The organism is Pseudoduganella violacea (assembly GCF_014191875.1).
GTDB lineage: Bacteria > Pseudomonadota > Gammaproteobacteria > Burkholderiales > Burkholderiaceae_D > Rugamonas > Rugamonas violacea_A.
Genome location: NZ_JACHXD010000010.1, coordinates 105,568 through 126,575, shown reverse-complemented (window position 1 = coordinate 126,575; position 21,008 = coordinate 105,568). Strand labels below are relative to the sequence as shown.

Annotated in this window: 22 protein-coding genes; 10 read left to right on the top strand and 12 right to left on the bottom strand. The window is 63.2% G+C overall.

Translation table 11 applies throughout. The features are described from left to right. Positions 1-106 precede the first annotated feature (106 nt). Positions 107-463: a hypothetical protein gene (locus FHS03_RS17935; RefSeq protein ID WP_183442309.1), complete on the bottom strand. Its 357-nt coding sequence runs from the start codon at positions 461-463 to the stop codon at positions 107-109. A 119-nt stretch (positions 464-582) separates the two neighbouring features. Between FHS03_RS17935 and FHS03_RS17930 the strand changes: the two genes are divergently transcribed. Further along, positions 583-1,611 carry a hypothetical protein gene (locus FHS03_RS17930; protein ID WP_183442308.1) on the top strand — a complete coding sequence of 343 codons (1,029 nt, stop codon included), beginning with the start codon at positions 583-585 and terminating at the stop codon, positions 1,609-1,611. Between the two features lie 93 nt (positions 1,612-1,704). Next, on the top strand, positions 1,705-2,220 hold the full coding sequence (locus FHS03_RS17925) for a YggT family protein (protein WP_050411550.1): 516 nt from the start codon (positions 1,705-1,707) through the stop codon (positions 2,218-2,220). 144 nt (positions 2,221-2,364) lie between these two features. Here the strand turns inward: FHS03_RS17925 and FHS03_RS17920 are convergent, their stop codons facing one another. From FHS03_RS17920 to FHS03_RS17885, 8 genes are all read right to left on the bottom strand, one after another. Beyond that, positions 2,365-3,306: a carbohydrate kinase family protein gene (locus tag FHS03_RS17920; RefSeq protein ID WP_183442307.1), complete on the bottom strand. Its 942-nt coding sequence runs from the start codon at positions 3,304-3,306 to the stop codon at positions 2,365-2,367. A gap of 8 nt (positions 3,307-3,314) precedes the next feature. Then, on the bottom strand, positions 3,315-4,637 hold the full coding sequence (locus FHS03_RS17915; RefSeq protein WP_183442306.1) for a DUF3426 domain-containing protein: 1,323 nt from the start codon (positions 4,635-4,637) through the stop codon (positions 3,315-3,317). A gap of 18 nt (positions 4,638-4,655) precedes the next feature. Further along, positions 4,656-5,591 (bottom strand): 50S ribosomal protein L11 methyltransferase, encoded by a 936-nt coding sequence (prmA, locus tag FHS03_RS17910; protein WP_183442305.1) that lies wholly within the window; start codon positions 5,589-5,591, stop codon positions 4,656-4,658. Next, the gene (gene accC, locus FHS03_RS17905; RefSeq protein WP_183442304.1) at positions 5,588-6,946 is read right to left on the bottom strand and encodes an acetyl-CoA carboxylase biotin carboxylase subunit; all 1,359 of its coding nucleotides are present in this window, start codon (positions 6,944-6,946) and stop codon (positions 5,588-5,590) included. Before accC ends, prmA begins: the two co-directional genes overlap by 4 nt. Positions 6,947-7,043: 97 nt before the next feature. Continuing rightward, on the bottom strand, positions 7,044-7,517 hold the full coding sequence (accB, locus tag FHS03_RS17900; RefSeq protein WP_183442303.1) for an acetyl-CoA carboxylase biotin carboxyl carrier protein: 474 nt from the start codon (positions 7,515-7,517) through the stop codon (positions 7,044-7,046). 90 nt (positions 7,518-7,607) lie between these two features. After that, the gene (gene aroQ, locus FHS03_RS17895) at positions 7,608-8,045 is read right to left on the bottom strand and encodes a type II 3-dehydroquinate dehydratase (RefSeq protein WP_183442302.1); all 438 of its coding nucleotides are present in this window, start codon (positions 8,043-8,045) and stop codon (positions 7,608-7,610) included. An 83-nt stretch (positions 8,046-8,128) separates the two neighbouring features. Then, a complete protein-coding gene (locus FHS03_RS17890) occupies positions 8,129-8,677 on the bottom strand; it encodes a TlpA family protein disulfide reductase (RefSeq protein ID WP_183442301.1) in 549 nt (182 codons plus the stop codon). After that, complete coding sequence (locus FHS03_RS17885) at positions 8,674-9,318, bottom strand: hypothetical protein (RefSeq protein ID WP_183442300.1); 645 nt, start codon at positions 9,316-9,318, stop codon at positions 8,674-8,676. The genes FHS03_RS17890 and FHS03_RS17885 overlap by 4 nt, the downstream gene beginning before the upstream one ends. 94 nt (positions 9,319-9,412) lie before the next feature. On the opposite strand from FHS03_RS17885, the gene mpl reads away from it, so the two are divergent. From mpl to corA, 8 genes are all read left to right on the top strand, one after another. Continuing rightward, the gene (mpl, locus tag FHS03_RS17880) at positions 9,413-10,783 is read left to right on the top strand and encodes a UDP-N-acetylmuramate:L-alanyl-gamma-D-glutamyl-meso-diaminopimelate ligase (protein ID WP_183442299.1); all 1,371 of its coding nucleotides are present in this window, start codon (positions 9,413-9,415) and stop codon (positions 10,781-10,783) included. Beyond that, positions 10,780-11,373, top strand: a complete 594-nt coding sequence (locus FHS03_RS17875) for a YqiA/YcfP family alpha/beta fold hydrolase (RefSeq protein WP_183442298.1) — start codon at positions 10,780-10,782, stop codon at positions 11,371-11,373. Before mpl ends, FHS03_RS17875 begins: the two co-directional genes overlap by 4 nt. Then, positions 11,370-11,987 carry a chorismate--pyruvate lyase family protein gene (locus FHS03_RS17870; protein ID WP_183442297.1) on the top strand — a complete coding sequence of 206 codons (618 nt, stop codon included), beginning with the start codon at positions 11,370-11,372 and terminating at the stop codon, positions 11,985-11,987. The genes FHS03_RS17875 and FHS03_RS17870 overlap by 4 nt, the downstream gene beginning before the upstream one ends. A 3-nt stretch (positions 11,988-11,990) precedes the next feature. After that, entirely contained in the window at positions 11,991-14,063 is a 2,073-nt protein-coding gene (locus FHS03_RS28665) for a ribonuclease catalytic domain-containing protein (RefSeq protein WP_183442296.1), read from the top strand. A gap of 91 nt (positions 14,064-14,154) precedes the next feature. Then, positions 14,155-15,036 carry an energy transducer TonB family protein gene (locus FHS03_RS17860; protein WP_371871727.1) on the top strand — a complete coding sequence of 294 codons (882 nt, stop codon included), beginning with the start codon at positions 14,155-14,157 and terminating at the stop codon, positions 15,034-15,036. Positions 15,037-15,062: 26 nt separating this feature from the next. After that, positions 15,063-15,881 carry a shikimate dehydrogenase gene (gene aroE / locus FHS03_RS17855; protein ID WP_183442295.1) on the top strand — a complete coding sequence of 273 codons (819 nt, stop codon included), beginning with the start codon at positions 15,063-15,065 and terminating at the stop codon, positions 15,879-15,881. Beyond that, positions 15,878-16,591: a monofunctional biosynthetic peptidoglycan transglycosylase gene (gene mtgA, locus FHS03_RS17850; RefSeq protein ID WP_183442294.1), complete on the top strand. Its 714-nt coding sequence runs from the start codon at positions 15,878-15,880 to the stop codon at positions 16,589-16,591. The genes aroE and mtgA overlap by 4 nt, the downstream gene beginning before the upstream one ends. 172 nt (positions 16,592-16,763) lie before the next feature. Further along, positions 16,764-17,732 (top strand): magnesium/cobalt transporter CorA, encoded by a 969-nt coding sequence (gene corA, locus FHS03_RS17845; protein ID WP_050411566.1) that lies wholly within the window; start codon positions 16,764-16,766, stop codon positions 17,730-17,732. A 208-nt stretch (positions 17,733-17,940) separates the two neighbouring features. On the opposite strand, the gene FHS03_RS17840 is transcribed toward corA, so the two are convergent. The 3 genes from FHS03_RS17840 to hemL all read right to left on the bottom strand — a co-directional run bounded on the left by FHS03_RS17840 (position 17,941) and on the right by hemL (position 21,006). Further along, positions 17,941-18,441, bottom strand: coding sequence for a hypothetical protein (locus FHS03_RS17840; RefSeq protein ID WP_183442293.1), 501 nt, complete (start codon positions 18,439-18,441; stop codon positions 17,941-17,943). 69 nt (positions 18,442-18,510) lie between these two features. Next, positions 18,511-19,542 carry a hypothetical protein gene (locus FHS03_RS17835; RefSeq protein ID WP_183442292.1) on the bottom strand — a complete coding sequence of 344 codons (1,032 nt, stop codon included), beginning with the start codon at positions 19,540-19,542 and terminating at the stop codon, positions 18,511-18,513. Positions 19,543-19,719: 177 nt separating this feature from the next. Continuing rightward, complete coding sequence (gene hemL / locus FHS03_RS17830; protein ID WP_183442291.1) at positions 19,720-21,006, bottom strand: glutamate-1-semialdehyde 2,1-aminomutase; 1,287 nt, start codon at positions 21,004-21,006, stop codon at positions 19,720-19,722. Between the last annotated feature and the right edge of the window lie 2 nt (positions 21,007-21,008).

The following is a 21,008-nucleotide window of genomic DNA, read 5'->3' as shown; positions in this document are numbered from 1 at the left end:
GGGCCTTCTTCAGTGTTTGAATGTGCGTTGGCGCGCTCAACTCAATGAAAAAAAGAAGGTGAAAATCAATTGTTCCGGTTGCGCATTAACAAGGTTTTCGTGTACTTTACGAACTTGAAAATACTTGAATTTGCAAGCGCTCTTTTTTGAGTGTGTTGTAAGCGCAAAAATCGACGAAAAAACGGGATACAAAACGCACAGATATGCACAAGACCACACCGTTATCGGGAAGCCGTCTTGCCTGAATCCGATCAGGCGGGGCGGTTTTTTCTTTGAACTTGATGACGTGATGTGGCTGCGGCGCGGGATCGAATGGAGCTGAGCATACGCCCTCGAACCGGAACGTGCCGTAACAAGATTTTGAAGCTGCCGCCGAAAGCACCCTGTGGTGCGGCGGCAGAGTCGATGGCTGAAGCGCTGCAAACGTGAGGAGTTGCAGCAGTTCAGCTGGTGCCGTATTCATTAGCGCAAACCCCGAAGTTGTTTGCGCCGATGAATAATTCGCCTATCTTCCATTGGGGAGGAGGGGCGGGTTTACATCTTGTGCGTATAAGTTCTCATCTCAGATGAAGGAGAAAAAAAATGGCAACAGCCGCTAAAAAAACCGAAGCAAAGAAACCAGCCGCCGCAAAGGCCGCTCCTGCCGCTAAAAAAGCAGCTACCAAAACCGCTGCCGCTAAACCAGCTGCTAAAAAAGCTGCCGCCAAACCAGCAGCCAAGAAGACCGTCGCTAAAGCCGCTGCCAAGCCAGCAGTGAAAAAAGCCGTCGCCGCTAAACCAGCAGCGAAAGCCGCCGCTAAGCCAGCAGTGAAAAAAGCCGCTGCCAAACCAGTAGCGAAGAAAGCCGCCGCTAAGCCAGTGGCCAAAAAAGCCGCTGCCAAGCCAGCAGCAAAACCAGCAGCGAAGAAAGCCACGGTCAAGGCAGCCGCCAAGCCAGTAGCGAAGAAAGCAGCAGCGAAGCCAGTCGCCAAAAAAGCGGCCGCCAAGCCAGCAGCGAAAAAAGTCGTAGCGAAAACCGCCGCTAAACCAGCAGCGAAAAAAGCCGCAGCCAAGCCAGTGGCCAAGAAAGCCGCTGCCAAGCCGGCAGCGAAAAAAGCCGTAGCGAAAACCGCTGCCAAGCCAGCAGCCAAGAAAGCCGCTGCTAAACCGGCCGCTAAAAAAGCCGCTGCCAAACCAGCTGCCAAGAAAACCGTAGCGAAAGCCGCCGCTAAACCAGCAGCGAAGAAAGCCGCCGCCAAGCCAGCCGCCAAGAAAGCTGCTGCGCCTAAAGCTGCTCCGAAAGCTGCCGCTAAACCAGCCGCCAAGAAAGCCGCTGCGCCTAAAGCCGCTGCCAAGCCAGCCGCTAAACCAGCTGTCAAAAAAGTCGCTGCTAAACCAGCCGCCAAGCCAGCTGCAAAGCCGGCCGCCAAAGTAGCCGCTAAACCAGCCGCTCCAGCTGCTGCGAAACCAGCTGCCAAGCCAGCCGCAAAAAAAGCCGCACCGAAGAAAGCCGCCGCTCCTAAGAAAGAAGCTGCCGCCAAACCGGCCGCCGCCGCCGCTGCTCCAACCGCGAAAACCGTGCTGGCCCCAGCTGCCGCATGGCCTTTCCCAACCAGCACCCGTCCTTCCTAAGCAAAGCGCTTAGGCCCGGATGAGGCGACAGCCGCTGTGTGAGACAATCACACAGCGGCTTTTTTATGGAGGGTCCACGTGCTTAGTATTGTTATGTTGATTGTCGACACCGCCGCCAGTGTGCTGGCCGGTGTTCTGTTGCTGCGCTTCTGGATGCAAGCGATCCGCGTCCGTCCGCCATCCTCGGTGGCCCAATTCACTTTCCAATTATCCGACTGGCTGGTGCGTCCTCTGCGCCGGATAGTCCCCGGCGTGGGCGGCTATGACTGGGCCAGCCTGCTGGGCGCATTCCTGATTGTCCTGCTGGCGAGTTCCGTGCTGTTTGTGGCCGGCCTGCCGCCCGAAACCGTGCTGCTGATGGCGCTGCACCGTTTCCTGAACTGGATACTGTATGGTTTCATGGCGCTGCTGGTGATCGAAGCGATCTTCAGCTGGATCAACCCGCACGCGCCGACCGCCCCCTTCATCCGCGCATTGAATGAACCGCTGCTGCGGCCCCTGCGCCGCGTCGTGCCCCTGGTTGGCGGCCTCGACCTTTCGCTGCTGGTCGCCCTGATCCTGCTGCAAATCGCCCAGCTCGTGCTCGGCATGCTCTTCGGCGGCCGCTAAGCCGCGTCTAACACCGCAAACCCTTAAAGGAATGAAAAAGGCCGGGGACATCCCCGGCCTGGCGTGCCTATGCTTATTGCCGAGCCCGTGTCCACCGTGGTGCCTGGCACCACGGTGGACACGGGCTCGGCTGTTGGCCTTGGCTTAGAAGCGGTAGCCGAAGGCGGCTTCGAAGCGGTCGGCGATCTGCTCTTTGCTGAGGACGTGGTTTTGCGCGCCTTTGTGGGCGATCTTGATGGCGCCCAGCAGGCTGGCCAGGCGGCCCGTGGTTTCCCAGCCGAGCTCGTTGGTCAGGCCATACAGCAGGCCGGCGCGGTAGGCGTCGCCGCAGCCGGTCGGGTCGAGCGCTTCGGTGACGGCGACGGTGGGGATGTCGATGCGCTTGCCGTCGGTGTAGATCTCGGACCCTTTGTCGCCGCGCGTGACGATCAGCGCCTGCAGACGGCTGGCGATCTCGGGCAGCGTCAGGCCGGTGCGGTCCATCAGCAGCTCGATTTCGTAATCGTTGCAGGTGACGTAAGTGGCTTTGTTGATGAAGTCGATCAACTGCTCGGGCGTGAACATCGGCATCTGCTGGCCCGGGTCGAAGATGAAGGGGATGTTCAGCTGGGACAGGTCGTCGGCGTGCTTGAGCATGCCCAGGTGGCCGTCGGGCGAGATGATGGCGATGGCGGCCGGGCCGGCCTTGGCGATCTCGTTTTCGTGGGCGAAGGACATGGCGCCCGGGTGGAAGGCGTTGATCTGGTTATTGTCCGAGTCGGCCGTGACGAAGCACTGGGCGTTGTAGGCGTCCTTCTTGATCAGGATGTTCTCGGTCGAGATGCCGAGCTGTTGCAGGCGCTCCAGATAGGGCGCGCAATCCTGGCCCATGACGCCGACGATGCGCGGCTCGCCGCCCAGCAGCTTGAGGTTGTAGGCGATATTGCCGGAGCAGCCGCCGAACTCGGTGCGCATGGTCGGCACCAGGAAGGAGACGTTGACCTTGTGCAGCTGGTCGGCCAGCAGGGTGTCGCCGAAGCGGCCTTCGTATTGCATGATGATGTCGATCGCAAGCGAACCGCAAATCAGGGAAGTCTTATTCTTCATGATAGGTTTTATGGGTAGAAAATTGCGATGTGATAGCCCGATGCTTTGAGCTGGCGGAGTTCGAAGTACAGTTTAACGGTTTGCTCGCTGCGTGGACTGAAGCCTTTCTCGACCTCGGCCGGCGTGGCCAGATACTCGCGCGGCGTGAAGACGCGGCGCAGTAGCGGCTGGTCGGCGCTGTCGTTGAGGATCAGCTCCAGATGCGGCCAGGCCTGGGCCGTGCGCGACTGGTTGCGCAGCACGGTCGCATAGCTGAAAGTGCTGTCCGTCATGGCCTGCAGTTCGCCTTGCTCGACGCTGAGGGCGTCGATCTGGGTGGGATAGTCGACCTTGCAGCCGATCTTGGCGCATAGCGCGAGCAGGGCCGGTTTTAATTCCGGCACGCTGGCGGCCAGGCTGTTGCGGAAGGTGGTCAAGCCTTGCAGCAGCAGGCCGCCCAGCAGCAGGGGCAGGGCGCAGGCCATGACCACGCGCGCCGCCTTGCCCAGCCGCTGGCGGCGGCGGTCGCGCTTGATGAAATCGGGTTCGTCCTGCTGTGCCTCGGCGGCGCTGGCGGCTGCGGCGGCGACTTCACCCGCGCCGACTTCGGCATCCGCTGCAGCGTCGGCGCTGAACCAGTCTGGCATGTCGCCAGCGCTGGTCTCCGCCGGGATAGCGGCATCGGCCATATCCGCAGGCGCGTCCTGCTGCTCGTCTTCCACTGGAAGGCGAATGGCGGGCGCCATGCGGCTGGCGCGCAGGGCGGCGGCGGCGGGCGCCGTGCTGCTGGCGATGACGCTGCGCGCGGCATCGAGCGCAGCCGCGGCCTCGTCGCCGGGCGGAGCTTCGGCGCTGACCTCGGCGCTGACCTTGGCGATGTCGTGCGCTTCGTTTGCATCAAAATGGTGCAGCTCGTCGAGGGCGACGGCGACGATGTGTTCCTGCGGCGTATCGAAGTCCGGTTCGCGGCGGCCGTCCGCCGGCACGGCAGCGGCGCTTGCCGCTGCGGACGGGGCCGGTGGCTCGTCCACGTCCACGTCCAGGTCGAGTTCGAGGTCGACTTCCTGGTCCAGCGGCAGTTCGGCCGCGTCGGCTGCCGGCACGCCATCGGCCAGCGCGTCTTCTACCTGATCGGCTTGCAGTTCGAGCGCTGGCTCGGCCGGCTCGGCGGCGGGCGGGGGGGCGGCAGGGGGGCGGATCGGGGGATGGGTGGGCGGCTCCAGCAGGGCCGCATTGCCATCGAAGACTTCATTGCAGGCGCCGCAGCGCACGATGCCCCCACGCAGTTTCAACTGGTCGTGCGCGACCCGGAAGACTGTGTTGCAGTGGGGGCATTTGGTGGCGAGCGCCATCGCGTTAAGGGGGGAACCTTAGCGTGCGGGTGGAACGGTATCGCTGCCCAGGCGGCCATGCAGGGCGACCCAGCCATCCTGCTCGGCCCAGACGCCCAGCTTGATGAAGGGCGCGTAGGCGGCCGCCACTTCCTCGGCCTGGCGCGCCAGCACGCCGGACAGGATCAGGGCACCGCCGTCGGCCACGCGGCCCGACAGCATCGGCGCCATCAGCTTCAGCGGCGAGGACAGGATATTGGCCACCACCACGTCGAAACGCTGCTCGGCGTGGGCCGACTTGGCGAATTCATCGGGCAGGAAGAAGGCGATATCGGCCACCTGGTTGCGCTGCGCATTGTCGCGCGCCGATTCGATCGCCTGTGGATCGATATCCACACCGGCCACCGGGTTGGCGCCCAGCTTGCGCGCCACCATGGCCAGGATGCCGGAGCCGCAGCCATAGTCGAGCACCGATTTGGCCGGCGCCGGATGCGCTTCCAGCCACTCCATGCACAGGCGGGTGGTCGGATGGCTGCCGGTGCCGAAAGCCAGGCCCGGATCGAGTTCCAGGATCAGGGCGTTGGCGTCGGGCGCTTCGTGCCAGCTTGGCACCACCCAGATATTCTTGCCGATATGGATGGGTTCGAACTGCGACTGGGTCAGGCGAACCCAATCCTCGTCGGCCACCGGGCGCAGCGAGAATTTGGGCACGGCCGCCAGGCCGACGGCCGCGGCGGCTTCGGCCACGATGGCGGCCTGGTCGGCATCGACGTCGGTCAGCGCCACCACGCGGCTGTGGTCCCAGGCCGCTTCTTCCGGTTCCATGCCCGGCTCGCCGAACAGGGGTTTCTCGGCGTCGGTGCCTTCATCGGCATCCTCCACCGAGACGGAGAGGGCGCCCGCGTCCATCAGCGCGTCGGACAGGGCCTCGGCGTGGTCGCGTGCGACTTCGATAACGATTTCAGTCCAGCTCATGAACCCGCCTTCGGCATCTCGGCCAGTCTCTGCTCCAGATAATGGATATTGGTGCCGCCTTCGATGAAGCGGGCATCGACCATCAGCTCGCGGTGCAGCGGGATATTGGTCAGAATGCCTTCCACCACCATCTCGGACAGGGCGATCTGCATGCGGCGGATCGCCTGTTCGCGCGTGGCGCCATAGGTGATCAGCTTGCCGATCATCGAGTCGTAGTTGGGCGGTACATAGTAACCCGCATAGGAATGCGAGTCCACGCGCACGCCCGGGCCGCCCGGGGTGTGCCAGGCGGTGATGCGGCCGGGCGACGGGGTGAACTTGAACGGGTCTTCGGCATTGATGCGGCACTCGATGGCGTGGCCGGACAGCATCACGTCGCGTTGGCGGAAGCGCAGCTTCTCGCCGCAGGCGATGCGGATCTGTTCCTGCACGATGTCGATGCCAGTGATCATTTCCGTGACCGGGTGTTCGACCTGGACGCGGGTGTTCATCTCGATGAAGTAGAACTCGCCGTTCTCGTACAGGAACTCGAAGGTGCCCGCGCCGCGGTAGCCGATCTTGCGGCACGCTTCGGCGCAGCGGTCGCCGATCTTCTCGATCAGCTTGCGTGGAATGCCGGGCGCCGGCGCTTCCTCGATGACTTTCTGGTGGCGGCGCTGCATGGAGCAGTCGCGCTCGCCGAGCCAGACGGCGTTTTTATGCTCGTCGGCCAGGATCTGGATTTCCACGTGGCGCGGATTTTCCAGGAACTTCTCCATATACACTTCGGGATTGCCGAAAGCGGCGCCCGCTTCGCTCTTGGTCATGGTCACGGCGTTCAACAGCGCCGCTTCGGTATGCACCACGCGCATGCCGCGGCCACCGCCGCCGCCGGCGGCCTTGATGATCACCGGATACCCGACTTTGCGCGCAATTTGCACGATCGCCTTCGGATCGTCCGGCAAGGCGCCGTCCGAACCCGGCACGCAAGGCACGCCGGCCTTGATCATGGCCTGTTTCGCCGAGACCTTGTCGCCCATCATGCGGATCGAGTCCGAACGGGGACCGATGAAGACAAAACCGGATTTTTCCACGCGCTCGGCGAAGTCGGCGTTTTCCGACAGGAAGCCATAGCCGGGGTGGATCGCCTCGGCGTCCGTCACTTCCGCCGCGCTGATGATGGCGGGCATGTTCAGATAGCTGAGCGTGGAGGCGGCCGGTCCGATGCACACGGACTCGTCGGCCAGCTTCACGTACTTGGCGTCTTTATCGGCTTCCGAATGGACCACAACCGTCTTGATGCCCAGTTCGCGGCAAGCGCGCTGGATACGCAGGGCAATTTCACCGCGGTTGGCAATGAGGATTTTTTCAAACATGGCAGGTTCGTATGTTTGCGGGCATCCGGCGAACCGGACACGCCTTGTAGATGGGGATGGGGCAGGTGGGGGCGGCCGGCTGGGCCGCGCGCCGCACTTAGCCGATCACGAACAGGGGTTGGCCGAATTCGACCGGCTGGCCGTTTTCCACCAGAATCTGGGTCACGACACCGGCTTTTTCCGAGTCGATTTCATTGAGCAGCTTCATCGCTTCGATGATGCACAGGGTATCGCCTTCCTTGATGGTCTGGCCCACTTCGACGAAAGCGGGATTGCCCGGCGCGGAGGAGCGGTAGAAGGTGCCGACCATCGGCGATTTCACCACGTGGCCGCTTGGCTCGGCGGCAACGCTGGCGGCCGGCGCGGCGCCGGCGACAGGGGCGGCCACCGGGGCGGCGGCTGGCGCGTAGTGGCCCGGCATGCCTTGCGGCTGCATCATCACGACCTGGTTCTGCGGCGTGGCGGAGGATTTGACGATGCGAACTTTGCTCTCGCCTTCGGTTACTTCGAGTTCTGCAATATCCGATTCGGCAACCAAGTCAATCAAGGTCTTGAGCTTGCGTAGATCCATCTGAGACTCCCTGGGTATCTTGTTTTATAAGTTGAGTGCGGATGTTTCCTTGTGGGAAGTTCCGCGCTAAATGCGTGCAGATCGCGTAGATTAACGCTTTTTAAGCGCAAAGTCGATGGCTAGCCGATATCCTTCGATACCCAGCCCGCAGATCGTGCCCTGCGCGATTGCACTGAGGAAAGAGTGGTGGCGAAACTCTTCGCGCTGATAAATATTGGAAATATGGACTTCAATAAAGGGGATGGCGACCCCGGCCAAGGCGTCGCGCAGGGCGACGCTGGTATGGGTCAGGCCGCCCGGATTGATGATGATGCCATCCACGCCCTCGGCCCGGGCGGCATGGATGCGGTCGATCAAGGCCCCTTCATGGTTACTCTGGAAACAGGCCAGGCTCGCGCCAGCCGCCGCGGCTTGCGCCTGGGCGGCTTGCTCGACGTCGGCCAGGGTGCTTGCACCGTAGACCTCAGGCTCGCGCGTCCCCAGCAGATTCAAATTGGGGCCGTTGAGCAGTAGGAGGTTTTTTGCCATGTTTCCTGACCGTTTTCTGCGAAAGTTCCGCATTTTGCCGCCAAGCGTGAGCAATGGCAAGTAAAAATGTATTGTAGAAATGACTACATTGCTGCCAGATCGGCACGCAGCTGATCGAACTTCAGCCGGCCCAGATACGTCTTCTTGACCTCGCCGTCCGGCCCGATCAGCACGGTATACGGCAGGCCGCCTTGCTGGTTGCCGAACTGGCGCGACAATTCCGTGCCGCCGATGCCGGCCACATAGACCGGATACGCAATGTGGAATTTCTTGGCAAATTCTGCAATATTGGCGGGCGAGTCAATGCCGATGCCGATGATTTGCAGGTTCTTGCCGCTGCTGGCGGTCTGCAGCTCGGACAGTTCCGGCATTTCCTGTACGCAGGGGCCGCACCAGGGCGCCCAGAAATTCACCACCAGGGTCTTGCCTTTCCACTGCGACAAGGCTTGCTGGCTGCCGGCCGCGTCGGCCATGGTCTGGCTGAACAGGGCTTGCACCGGCCCGGTCACGCCCGGCTGCACGGTGTGGGTGATGGGCGGCGCCGGCGGCTTCTTGTTGACGCCGACCCAGGCGCCGGCGGCGGCGAACAGCACGGCAATCACGGAATAGGCGAGCAGGGTTTTCTTCTTCATGGTTTTTCTTCTTGCGAGGGATGGGTGGAGGCGAGCAGCAGGGCGCGCACGGCGCCGAGATCGGCGCGCAGCGGCCTGCCGTCGCTACGGGGCTTCATTGCGCCGCGCAGATCGTCCAGTTCATAGAGGGCGAGGTGGACGCCCTCTTGCCGCCACAGGAAACTGGCGGTCTCGACCGGATCATAGCGCGGCCCCTTGAAGTGGGGGGTCTCCGATATGTCAATATGCCATCCCTTATTCAGCAGGAAGATCTGCACTTCCTTGGCGCTGTCGGCGAACAATTGCAGATGGATGTCGTCATGCGGGCCGGCGGTGCCGTTGAGCACGGCGCCGGTCAGGCAGGGATGGTAGCGTTCCAGCTCTTCCATCAGCTGCAGCGCCAGGCTGCGCAGGCGGAACAGGCGCGCCGGCTGGGTGTCGCCCTGGAACAGGGATTGATACAGACGCAACTCTTCCTCGATCTGATTATTGTCAGGAAGCAAACTCTGGCGCGCCTGGGCCTGGGCCTCGCCCAGCACCAGGCGCGCGGCCTTGCGCTTGGCCGTGGCATAGTCGGCGCCGTCCTGGGCGATCAGGCGCGCGGCCGTGGCGGCGATCTCGGCCCGCAGCTGCTGGCCTTCGTCATAAGGGTTTTGCATCATACGCAGAATGATACCCTGATTAGCCGACCCGCGAAAAAGCCGCCGGCTCAGGTAAAATCGCTGTCTTGATCCATTCGCCAGCGCACTATTCAATATGCACATTCATATACTTGGCATCTGCGGCACCTTTATGGGCGGCCTCGCCGTGCTTGCCAAAGAAGCCGGCCACCGCGTTACCGGCTGCGACGCCAACGTCTATCCCCCCATGAGCACCCAGTTGGAAGCCCAGGGCATCGAGCTGATCCAGGGCTTCGGGCCGGAGCAGATCGAACTCAAGCCGGACCTGTATGTGATTGGCAATGTTGTCTCGCGCGGCAATCCGCTGGTCGAGGAAATCCTCAACCGCAGCCTGCCCTATGTGTCCGGCCCGCAGTGGATCGGCGAACATATCCTGCGCCATAAATGGGTGCTGGCCGTGGCCGGCACGCACGGCAAGACCACCACCTCGGCCATGCTGGCCTGGATCCTCGAAGACGCCGGCTACGCGCCCGGCTTCCTGATCGGCGGCGTGCCCATGAACTTCGGCATCTCGGCCCGTTTGAGCGGCAAAGGCGCCGATTCCGACTTCTTCGTCATCGAAGCGGATGAATACGACACCGCCTTCTTCGACAAGCGCAGCAAATTCGTGCACTACCACGCGAAAACCGCCATCCTGAATAATCTGGAATACGATCATGCCGACATCTTCCCCGATCTGGGTGCGATCGAAACCCAATTCCACCACCTGGTGCGCACCGTGCCGGGCATCGGCCGGCTCATCGTGAATGGCGACGAAGCCTCGCTCGAACGCGTGCTGAAACGCGGCTACTGGAGCGAAAAGGAAAGCTTCGGCCGCGTGGCCGGGCGCGATTGGGCCATGAAAGAACACGAAGACGGCAGTTTCGACGTCGTCTTCCGCGGCGAGCACGCCGCCACCATCCACTGGCAGCTCACGGGCGGCCACAACCGGGCCAATGCTTTGGCCGCGATCGCCGCCGCCCGCCATGTGGGCGTGCCAGTGGCCCAGGCCGCGCAAGCGCTGGAAAGCTTCCAGAGCGTCAAGCGCCGCATGGAAGTGCGCGGCACCGTCAACGGCATTACCGTGTACGACGATTTCGCCCACCATCCGACCGCGATTGCCACCACGGTTGGCGGCCTGCGCCAGAAGATCGGCAAGCACAGCCGCATCCTGGCCGTGCTCGAACCGCGCTCCAACACCATGAAGCTGGGCGCGATGAAGGATGCTTTGCCGGGCAGCCTGGCCGAGGCCGACCTGGTCTTCGGCTTTGGCAGCGAAAAAGCCCTGGGCTGGAGCCTGGGCACGGCGCTGGCGCCGATGGGCGAAGTGGCCGGCGCCTACGAGGACATCGAACTGATGGTGAAGGCGATCGCGGCCCAGGCCCGTCCCGGCGACCATATCGTGGTCATGAGCAATGGCGGCTTCGGCGGCGTCCACCAGAAATTGCTGGAGGCCTTGGCCCGATGATTCTTTACCTGCATGGCTTCCGCTCCTCGCCGCTGTCGATGAAGGCGCGGCTGACGGGCGAGCGCATGGCGCAGCTGGGCCGCAGCGCCGAGTTCCGCGCGCCCCAGCTGCCGGCCTCGCCCAAGCTGGCGCTGGAACTGGCCTTCGGACTGGTGCGCGACGTACCGGCGCAGGAACTGGCCATCGTCGGTTCCTCGCTGGGCGGCTATTACGCGACCTGGATGGCCGAGCAGCTCGGCTGCCGCGCGGTGCTGCTGAACCCGGCCACCGCCCCGCTCAAAGACCTGGAAAAATATGTCGGCGTGAGCACCGAATACCATTCGGACAAGCCGTTTGAATTCAAGCGCGAATATATCGAGGAGCTGCGCGCGCTGGCCGTGCCGCGCATCAGCCGGCCCGAGCGCTACTTCCTGATCGGCGCCACCCGCGACGAGGTGCTGGATTACCGCGATATGGTGGCCCACTACGCGGGCGCGCGCCAGCACATCATCCAGGGCAGCGATCACAGCATCACGGAATATGCGGCATACCTGACGGACGTGTTGGCGTTCTGCGGCATCGACGCCCACCCGGCCGGCGGTGCCCAGTGAGGGGGCCGTCCTTACGCCTGGCCCGCTGGCACAACCATGCGAACGCCGTCGGCGCGCCTCCCGCGCTGCGCCACTGGCTGACCGACACCGGCTCGCTGACCGTCAAACTGAGCGCGCACAGCGCGGCCTTCCGCCTGCAGCGCCTGCACCAGTATCCGGCCACCTGCCTGGCCGACGAGGCGGCGGCGCTCGGCCTGGCGCGCCCCGGCCGCGTGCAGGAACGCGAAGTCTTGCTGCGGTGTGATAATACGCCTGTGGTGTTCGGCCACTCCGTGGTGCCAGTGTCGGCCACGGCGGCCGACTGGCCGCTGTTCGGCGCCCTGGGCGAACGGCCGCTGGGGACGACGGTGCTGTTTTCCGATCCCCTGGTTGCGCGCAGCGATTTGCAGTTCGCGCGCCTGCAGCCCAGCCATCCGCTGGCGCAGCGCGCGCGCCGCGCCTGGGCCGGGGCCGGGGCCGGCGCCACACAGGATGATTTGAGCGAACAGGCCGTCCTGTTCGCGCGGCGCCGCCTGTACCGGCGCCGCCATGGATTATTGCTGGTCACCGAAGTGTTCTTTCCCTCGGTGCTGGCCTTGGCGCAAGCTGGCCACCTTATTAAGAATGACGAATAAATAATGAACGTATTTTTTGAAGAATCCGGCGATTTCAAAGTCGGCACCGTCTTGTCCCAGGCTGGCGAGTCCTATCAGGTGGAAATGGCCAGCGGCAAGCGCAACAAGGTGAAGACCAAGGACGTGCTGCTGCAGTTCGAAAAACCGGCTCCGGCCGAGCTGCTGGAGCAGGCCAAGGCGGTGGCCGCCGACGTCGACCTCGACTTCCTGTGGGAAGTGGCGGGCGAAGAAGAGTTCGGCTTCGCCGAGCTGGGCGCCGAATATTTCGGCCACGCGCCGCTGGCCCACGAAGCGGCCGGCCTGATCCTGAGCCTGCATTCCTCGCCCATCTATTTCTATAAGAAGGGCCGCGGCCGCTACAAGGCGGCGCCCGAGCAGTCGCTGAAAGCGGCGCTGGCCGGCATCGAAAAGAAAAAGCAGCAAGCCATCATCCAGCAGCAGTATGTCGATGAACTCAAGCAGAACCGGCTGCCGGCCGCGATGCAGAACATCGTGCAGCAACTGCTGTTCAAGCCGGACAAGAACACCATCGAATACAAGGCGCTGGAAGCGGCTTGCGACGAGCTGCACACCACGCCGCCGCGCCTGATGCTGGCCGCCGGCGGCATCGCCTCGCCCAAAGACCTGCATATGGCGAAGTTCCTGTTCGAGAACTTCCCCAAAGGCCACGGCTTCCCCGAGCTGGCCGTGCCGCAGGCGCCCGCCACGCTGCCCCTGGCCGCCGTCGAAGCCTTCTCCATCGACGACGTGACCACCACCGAGATCGACGACGCCTTCTCGGTCGTGCATCTGGACGGCGGCAAGGTGCGCGTCGGCATCCACATCGCCGCGCCGGGCCTGGGCATCCGTCCCGACGACGCCATCGACAAGATCGCGCGCGGCCGCATGTCCACAGTCTACATGCCGGGCGACAAAATCACCATGCTGCCCGACAGCATCGTCGACGCCTTCACCCTGGCCGAGGGCAAGACCTGCCCGGCGCTGTCGCTGTACGCCACGCTCGATCCGGCCGACTGGAGCGTGATCGCCACCGAGACGCGCGCCGAGCTGGTGCCGATCGCCAACAACCTGCGCCACAACGACCTGGACGACGTGGTCAATGAAGCAAGCCTGGCCGATGGCAGCGGCGAATATCCGCGCAAGGCCGAGCTGACCCTGCTGTGGGCCTGGGCCCAGCAATTGGAGCAGGGCCGCATGGTCAAGCGCGAAGCCTTCGGCCTGAAACCCGAGCAGAATAACCGTGTCGACTTCAACTTCTATGTGGAAGACGATGTCGTCACCATCAGCCGCCGCAAGCGCGGCGCGCCGCTGGACAAGATCGTGGCCGAACTGATGATCTTCGCCAACAGCACCTGGGGCAAGATGATGCACGACCATGGCGTGCCGGGCATCTATCGCAGCCAGGGCCAGGGCGTGGGCGGCTGGGCCGCCAAGATGCAGGTGCGCATGCTGACCCATGCCGCGCCGCACCAGGGCTTGGGCGTCGACCAGTACGCCTGGTCCACCTCGCCGCTGCGCCGCTACACCGACCTGGTCAACCAGTGGCAGATCCTGGCCTGCGCCGAGCATGGCGTGACCGCGCCGCTGGTGGCGCCGTTCAAGCACAAGGACGCCAACCTGTTCGCCATCGTCTCCGCCTTCGACGCCGCCTACGCCGCCTACGCCGATTTCCAGTCGAATATGGAACGCTACTGGTGCCTGCGCTGGTTGGGCCAGGAGGATGCCAAGGAAGTCGACGCCGTCGTGCTCAAGGACGAGGTGCTGCGCCTGGTCGAGATTCCGCTCGTCATCCGCCTGCCGGGCATGCCTTCGCTGGCGCGCGGCATCCAGGTCAAGCTCGACGTGCTGCGCTGGGACGAGGTGGACCTGGGCATCGAAACCCGCCTGGGCGAAGTGCCGGTCACGCAAACGGCCAGCGAGGACGTGGGCTTCGAGGAAGACGATCTGGTGGACGAGGCGAACGATCCGGCCCAGGTGGAAGAGACGGTGGCGGAAGCGGCCGACCCGGTCCAAGCCGAAGTTGCAGTCACCGCAGCGGCCGGCCAGGACGGCGCCGCCGAGCCTTCCGGCCAGTAGCGCCTGGCCGCGCGGCGGGTCTCGATTTTTCTTGAGGCCCGCCGGCTTTGTCGTAGAATGCAGCATTCTGTTTGCTCTGGCCCAGCCCCGCGTGAAGTATTTAAGAGACAATCTGTTCCTCTGCATCGCCATCGGTATTTCGCTGGCGGCCCACGCGGCCATGCTGACGGTGCACTTTGTCGCGCCGAAGGACTTCAAGATCGAACCCACCGATCCGGGCCTGGAAGTCATCCTCGTCAACGCCAAGCACGATAAGAAACCGCTCAAGGCCGAAGCCCTGGCCCAGGCCAATCTGGACGGCGGCGGCAATGCCGCAGCCGGACGCGCCAAGTCGCCCCTGCCCGATATGCGCAAGATGGAATCGGGCGACAGCATCAAGGCCACCAAGCGCCGCATCGCCGAGCTGGAAGAACTGCAGAAAAAACTCCTGACCCAGGTGAAGGACAGCCCTGTCGCCGCGCCGCCCGTCACGGAAAAGAACAAGCCCGAGCCGCTGCCCAGCGGCGCCGACCTGATCGACAGCAGCAAGGCGCTGGCGCGCATGGCGGCCGAAATCACCCAGACCATCGACGACCAGAACAAGCGTCCGCGCAAGACGCGCATCACGCCCAGCACCCAGGAAGTGGGCTATGCCCAGTATTACAAGGAATTCCAGCAGCGCGTGGAAACCATCGGTACGCTGAACTTCCCGCAAAAGAATGGTCGTAAGCTGTATGGGGAGCTGGTGGTGAACATCCCCATCTTTCAGGACGGCACCATCTATATGAAGGAAGGCGGCGCCCGCGTCGAGCAAAGCTCGGGCAACCCGGCGCTGGACGAAGCGGCGCTGGCCATCGTGCGCCGCGCCGCGCCCTTTGGCAAATTCCCGCCCAAAATGCTGTCCAAGGATAAGGATGATCTGTGGATCATCATCACCCGCTTCAAATTCACGCGCGAGGAAAAGCTGGAAGCGAATCTGGGCGGCGTCAATTGAATCCACTCTACCCATCGGAGCCTGATTTGGACCGCTACTGCGTCTTTGGCAATCCCATCGCCCACAGCAAATCGCCTGACATCCACGCCGCCTTCGCCGCCCAGACCGGCCAGCAACTGAGCTATGAAAAGTGCCTGGCCCCGCTGGACGGCTTTGCCGCCGCCGTGCAAGCCTTCATCGCCGCCGGTGGCAAGGGCGCCAATGTGACCGTACCCTTCAAGCTCGAAGCGCACGCCCTGGCCGACGCCCTCACCGTGCGCGCCCAGGCGGCCGGCGCGGTCAACACCCTGGTCTTCAGCGAGCAGGGCATCATCGGCGACAACACCGATGGCGCGGGCCTGGTCAACGACATCGCGCGCAACGCCGGCGTGGCCATCGCCGGCAAGCGCGTGCTGCTGCTGGGCGCGGGCGGCGCGGCGCGCGGCGTCGTGCTGCCGCTGCTGGAACACCGTCCGGCGGCGCTGGCCATCGCCAACCGCACCGTCGCCACGGCCGAAGGCCTGGTGCAGCAGTTCGCCGCGCTGGCGGGCGAGGGCGTGCTCTCGGCCTGCGGCTTTGCCGACGTCCAGGGCCAGTACGATATCGTCATCAACGCCACCTCGGCCAGCCTGAGCGCCGAACTGCCGCCGCTGCCGCCATCGGCCTTCGAGCCCGGCGCGCTGGCGCTGGACATGATGTACGGGAAGGAGCCCACCGTCTTCCTGCGCTTTGCCGCCAGCCATGGCGCCATCCCGCGCGACGGCCTGGGCATGCTGGTCGAACAGGCCGCCGAAGCGTTTGAAGTCTGGCGCGGCGCGCGTCCCGCCACCACGGATTTACTGCAACAACTGCGTACAAAACTATGACAAAAACGCGCAACAAAGCTGGCCGCTTCGCCTGGGTGAAGTGGGTCTTCATCCTTCCCGTGGTTTTGTTCCTGGCGGTGCAGGCTTACTTTCTCGTGCAGATCTGGTGGTGGGTCGACCACAATCCGAGCATGACCTCCTTCATGCGCGAGCAGCAGTCGGCCCTGCGCGAAAAGAATCCCGACGCGAATATCCAGCAGCAGTGGGTGCCGTACAACCGCATCTCGAAAAACCTGAAACGCGCCATCATCGCCTCGGAAGACGCCAACTTCTCCGAACATGAAGGCGTGGACTGGGACGCCCTGCAAAAAGCCTACGAGACCAACCAGAAGCGCAAGAAAGTGGCGCGCGGCGGTTCCACCATCACCCAGCAGCTGGCCAAGAATCTCTTCCTGTCCGGCTCGCGCAGCTATCTGCGCAAGGGCCAGGAGCTGATCATCACCTATATGCTGGAAGCGCTGATGGACAAGGAGCGCATCTTCGAGATCTACCTGAACGTGGTCGAATTCGGCAAAGGCATCTTCGGCGCCGAAGCGGCGGCCAAGCATTACTACGGCATCCCGGCCGCCAAGCTGGGCGCGGCCCAAGCCGCCAAACTGGCCGTGATGCTGCCCAACCCGCGCTATTACGACGGCCACCGCGATTCCAGCTATCTGGCGCGGCGCACCGGCACCATCCTCAAGCGCATGGGATCGGCCGAACTGCCTTAAAGCGCGGCGGAGTGCGCACTCAGCCCGCATAGACCGAAAATAGCCGAAGTTCGGGCCAGGGCAGCAAAAAATAGCACGCCGGGGTGGCCTCGCCCCGGGCTTTGCGAGTACACTTGCGCTGTTTCGTTTTCCGCGCGGCAGCGCCTGAACCCACCGTCGGCTGAGAGTGCCTATGATTAATGTTTTCGTTCTACAAAATGGCCGGCTCAATCAGGTGCCTATTGAGACGCGCGAAGACCTTGAGCAAGCGGCGCCGGTGTGGGTCGACCTGACCGATCCGACCGAAGACGAACGCGCCTGGGTCAAAGCCATTTACGGCGTGATCCTGCCGGGCGAAGACGAAGTCAAAGACATTGAAGCCTCGGCGCGCTACTACGAAGCCGAAAACGGCGACCTCCACCTGCGCACCGATTTCCTGCTGGAAGAAGACGACGGCCCCTCGCGCGTGGTCACCGTGGCCTTCATCCTGGCCAAGAAAATGCTGTTCTCCGTGCACACCGACGACCTGCCGGTGTTCCGCCTGGTGCGCATGCGCGCCCGTTCGCGTCCCGGTTCGATTGCCGACTACATGGACGTGCTGCTCGACCTGTACGCCACCGACGCTGAATACTCGGCCGACGCGCTGGAAGGCATCTACCAGAAGCTGGAAGAGGTCTCGGGCCGCGTGCTGCAGGAGGAATTCACCGACCAGGACGCGGCCGATGCCCTGAGCGCCATCGCCCACGAAGAAGACTTGAACGGCCGCATCCGCCGCAATATGATGGACACGCGGCGCGCCGTCAGCTTCCTGATGCGCGGCCGCCTGCTCAATTCCGAGCAGTTTGAAGAAGCGCGCCAGATCCTGCGCGACATCGAATCGCTGGACGGCCACACCTCCTTCCTGTTCGACAAGATCAACTTCCTGATGGACGCCACGGTCGGCTTCATCAACATCAACCAGAACAAGATCATCAAGATCTTCTCGGTGGCCAGTGTCGCCTTCCTGCCGCCGACCCTGATCGCCTCGATCTACGGCATGAACTTCAAAGGCTGGTTCCCCGAACTCGAATGGTCGATGGGCTACCCCTTCGCCCTCGGCCTGATGGTCTTCAGCGCCATCGCCCCCTTCCTCTACTTCCGCCACCGCGGCTGGCTCAAGTAAGCCCTAAAGCCGAGCTCGTGTCCACCTTGGGGTCAGACCCCAATCTGACACGGCCTGAGCTATGGAATGGCCCGTGTATCGTCGCGTTCTTATCCACCTTGGTGCATGGCAGCGAAACGGACACAAACTCTGCTACTGGCCTATGGACGAGTTCGTGTCCGATTGGGGTCTGACCCCAAGGTGGACACGGACTGGGCTGTGGTGGCGTTCAGGCGGCGAGGCGGGGGCGGAAGTCGAGGGAGAGGGCGCTGCAGTAGGGGATGGCTTGCCATTGCTGGTTTAGCGCCTGGGCTTGCTCGAATAGCGAGTTTTGCACGTCGATCGGGCTGAGGTCGAAGGGACGCTTGCCGCGCGCTTCGCAGGCGGCGGCTGTCAGGCTCAGGAAGCTGGGCAGGTCGAAAGCGCCGGCTTGCAGCTGGGCGTGCAGGCCGTCAACGATGGATTCGGCCTGGACCAGCTGTTCTTCGGCGCGCTGGTTGCCGGCCGTGTGGGCGGCGTCCTGGGCGGCGTCGGCCTCGGCGCCATGGGCGACCCGGCTCAGGAAGCCGTGGTGCAGGGGCAGGGCCGATTCCACCACATAATGCAGCAGGTCGCGCGGCAGGCTGCTTTGGCGCGGCATGCGGATTTCGGTGGCGCTGCCGTTGTTGCGGACCAGGCGCAGCACGTCGAATTGGTCGTGGCGGGAGCGTTTCTCAGCGATCAGGATCATGACAGGTGGGGCAACAATTCTGTAGGTGCAAGTATGCGCCGTACAACTGCCAGAAAAACTCACCAAAAATCACTTTTCATCTGCAATCCGCGCCTGCAAGGCTGACAGAAAATCTTGCGGCCGGTCCAGGCCGAGGCAAATGCACTGCACCGGCTGCATGCCGCCGAGGAAGCCGGGCAATTCGCTGCCGGGACGCAGCCGCAGCGCCACATTCAGCTCGCCCATCTGCTGCAAACGCCGCGTGCCGCGTTCGCGCGGCGCCGGCCCGTGCAGCGGCGCGGCCGATGCCAGCATGGCGTAGGGGATGCGCGCATCGGGGGCGAACAGGCCGCAGCGCAGCAGCAGGGCGTCGCGGCCCAGCGACACCGGGCGGCGCAAAGTGGCGCGGTATTCGGCCAGTAGATACAGCAGGCCGAAGGCGGTAAGGGCGCTGATCAGCCAGGCTACGGCGGGCGCGGCGAGAAAATGCAGTAGCGCATGGGCCAATGGGATTTCGAACATCATCAGGAAAATAATACCGAGCTGGTTGGAGGCATTACCGCCATTTTGCGCATAGCCGAAATGCTGCTCGCCTTCGTATTGAATCGTCTTATTCGTTCTGAGCAGCAGTCCGTAAAACCAGATTTTGGCGTCGAATAATATGATGCGGCTCACGGGGCTGTCGCCCAGGCGGCCAATGACTTCCCGCTCCAGCATATTATCGACATCACCCGATAGGCGCAGCAGTTTCCAGGTCTGATAAACCAGCCAGCCGACCAGGGTGAATTCGGCGATCACCATCAACCCGGCCAGATACGGTCGCACATTCTCCAGGTCATGCCAAAGGATTTTGCTTTCGTCGGGAATGGCGAAACTGTCGAAGCCAATGCCGCCGATGCACAGCGCAATGGTCTTGAATAGAAAGTCTTTGAGGCCGGGACGGAAAATCAGGTAATACAGCAGGGGCAGGAAAAATACGGTATCGAATAAGAGCGGCCATTCTTCGATCTGTCGCCCATATTCGTTCAGCAGCGTGGCGGTATTGAGCAGGGCGTAATGTCCGCTGAATACCAGCAGCACCAGGAAGCCAAACAGCAGTTGTTTGCGCAAGCTGAAAACCATATCTCCTCCGGCCGGTGGGATGGAACGCGGACTATTCTACGCGGCTGCGGCGGCGCTTGCATGAAGACGCCGCAGCCATGCCAGTTCCCTGCGCGATCAGGCTGAAATCTGGCATGAAAAGCAGATGAAAGGACGAAAAAAAGCCCGCGTGGCACGGGCTTCGGGGAGGGGGGCAGCTCAGCCCAGCTTGGCGAATACGCGGCGCGCGGCGGCGATGGTTTCGTCGATTACCGCGTCGTCGTGTTGCGCGGAAACGAAACCTGCTTCAAACGCGGCCGGCGCGAAATACACGCCCTCATCCAGCATCATATGGAAGAAGGTATTGAATTTGGCGCGGTCGCCGGCCATCATTTCCGCGTAATTATTCGGCGGGGTGGCGCTGAAATACAGGCCGAACATGCCGCCTTCGGAATCGGCGCAGAAAGTAATGCCGGCTTCTTTTGCCGCCGCGGTTAATCCGGTGGCCAGGCGTTTGGCGCTGGCGGCGAGTTTATCGTAGAAGCCCGGCTGTTGAATCAGTTTCAGCGTGGTCATGCCGGCGGCCACGGCCACCGGATTGCCGGACAGGGTGCCGGCCTGATATACCGCGCCCAATGGCGCCATTTTCGACATCAATTCGGCGCTGCCGCCGAACGCGGCCACCGGCAGGCCGCCGCCAATAACCTTGCCCAAGGCGGTCAAATCCGGCTTGATGTTATACAGCGCTTGCGCGCCGCCCAGGCCGACGCGGAAACCGCACATGACTTCGTCGAAAATCAGGACCGCGCCGTATTTGCTGCACAGATTGCGCAGCGCTTGCAGGAATGCCGGCGTAGCCTTGATCAGATTCATATTGCCGGCCACCGGTTCCACGATGACGCAGGCAATTTCTTCGCCCATATTGGCAAAGGCCTCTTCGATCTGGGCCACATTGTTATAGTCCAGCACCAGGGTGTGCTTGACGAAATCTTCCGGCACGCCGGCCGAGGTCGGATTGCCGAAGGTCAGCAGGCCGCTGCCCGCTTTCACCAGCAGGGAGTCGGCGTGGCCGTGGTAGCAGCCTTCGAACTTGACGATCTTGTCGCGGCCGGTGGCGCCGCGCGCCAGGCGCAGGGCGCTCATGGTCGCTTCGGTGCCCGACGAGACCAGACGCACCTGTTCGATGGACGGCACCAGGCGGCAGATTTCCTCGGCCATCTCGATTTCCGCCTCGGTCGGCGCGCCGAAGGAGAGGCCGCGCGTGGCCGCTTCCTGCACTGCCTTCACCACTTCGGGATGGGCGTGGCCGACGATGGCTGGTCCCCAGGAACCGATGTAATCGATATAACGTTTGCCGTCCGCGTCCCAGAAATACGGTCCTTCGGCGCGGGTGATGAAGCGCGGCGTGCCGCCCACGGAGCGGAAGGCGCGTACCGGGGAGTTGACGCCGCCCGGGGTGGTTTTCTGGGCGCGGGCAAACAGCGTATCGTTCTTGGAAGTAGTCATAG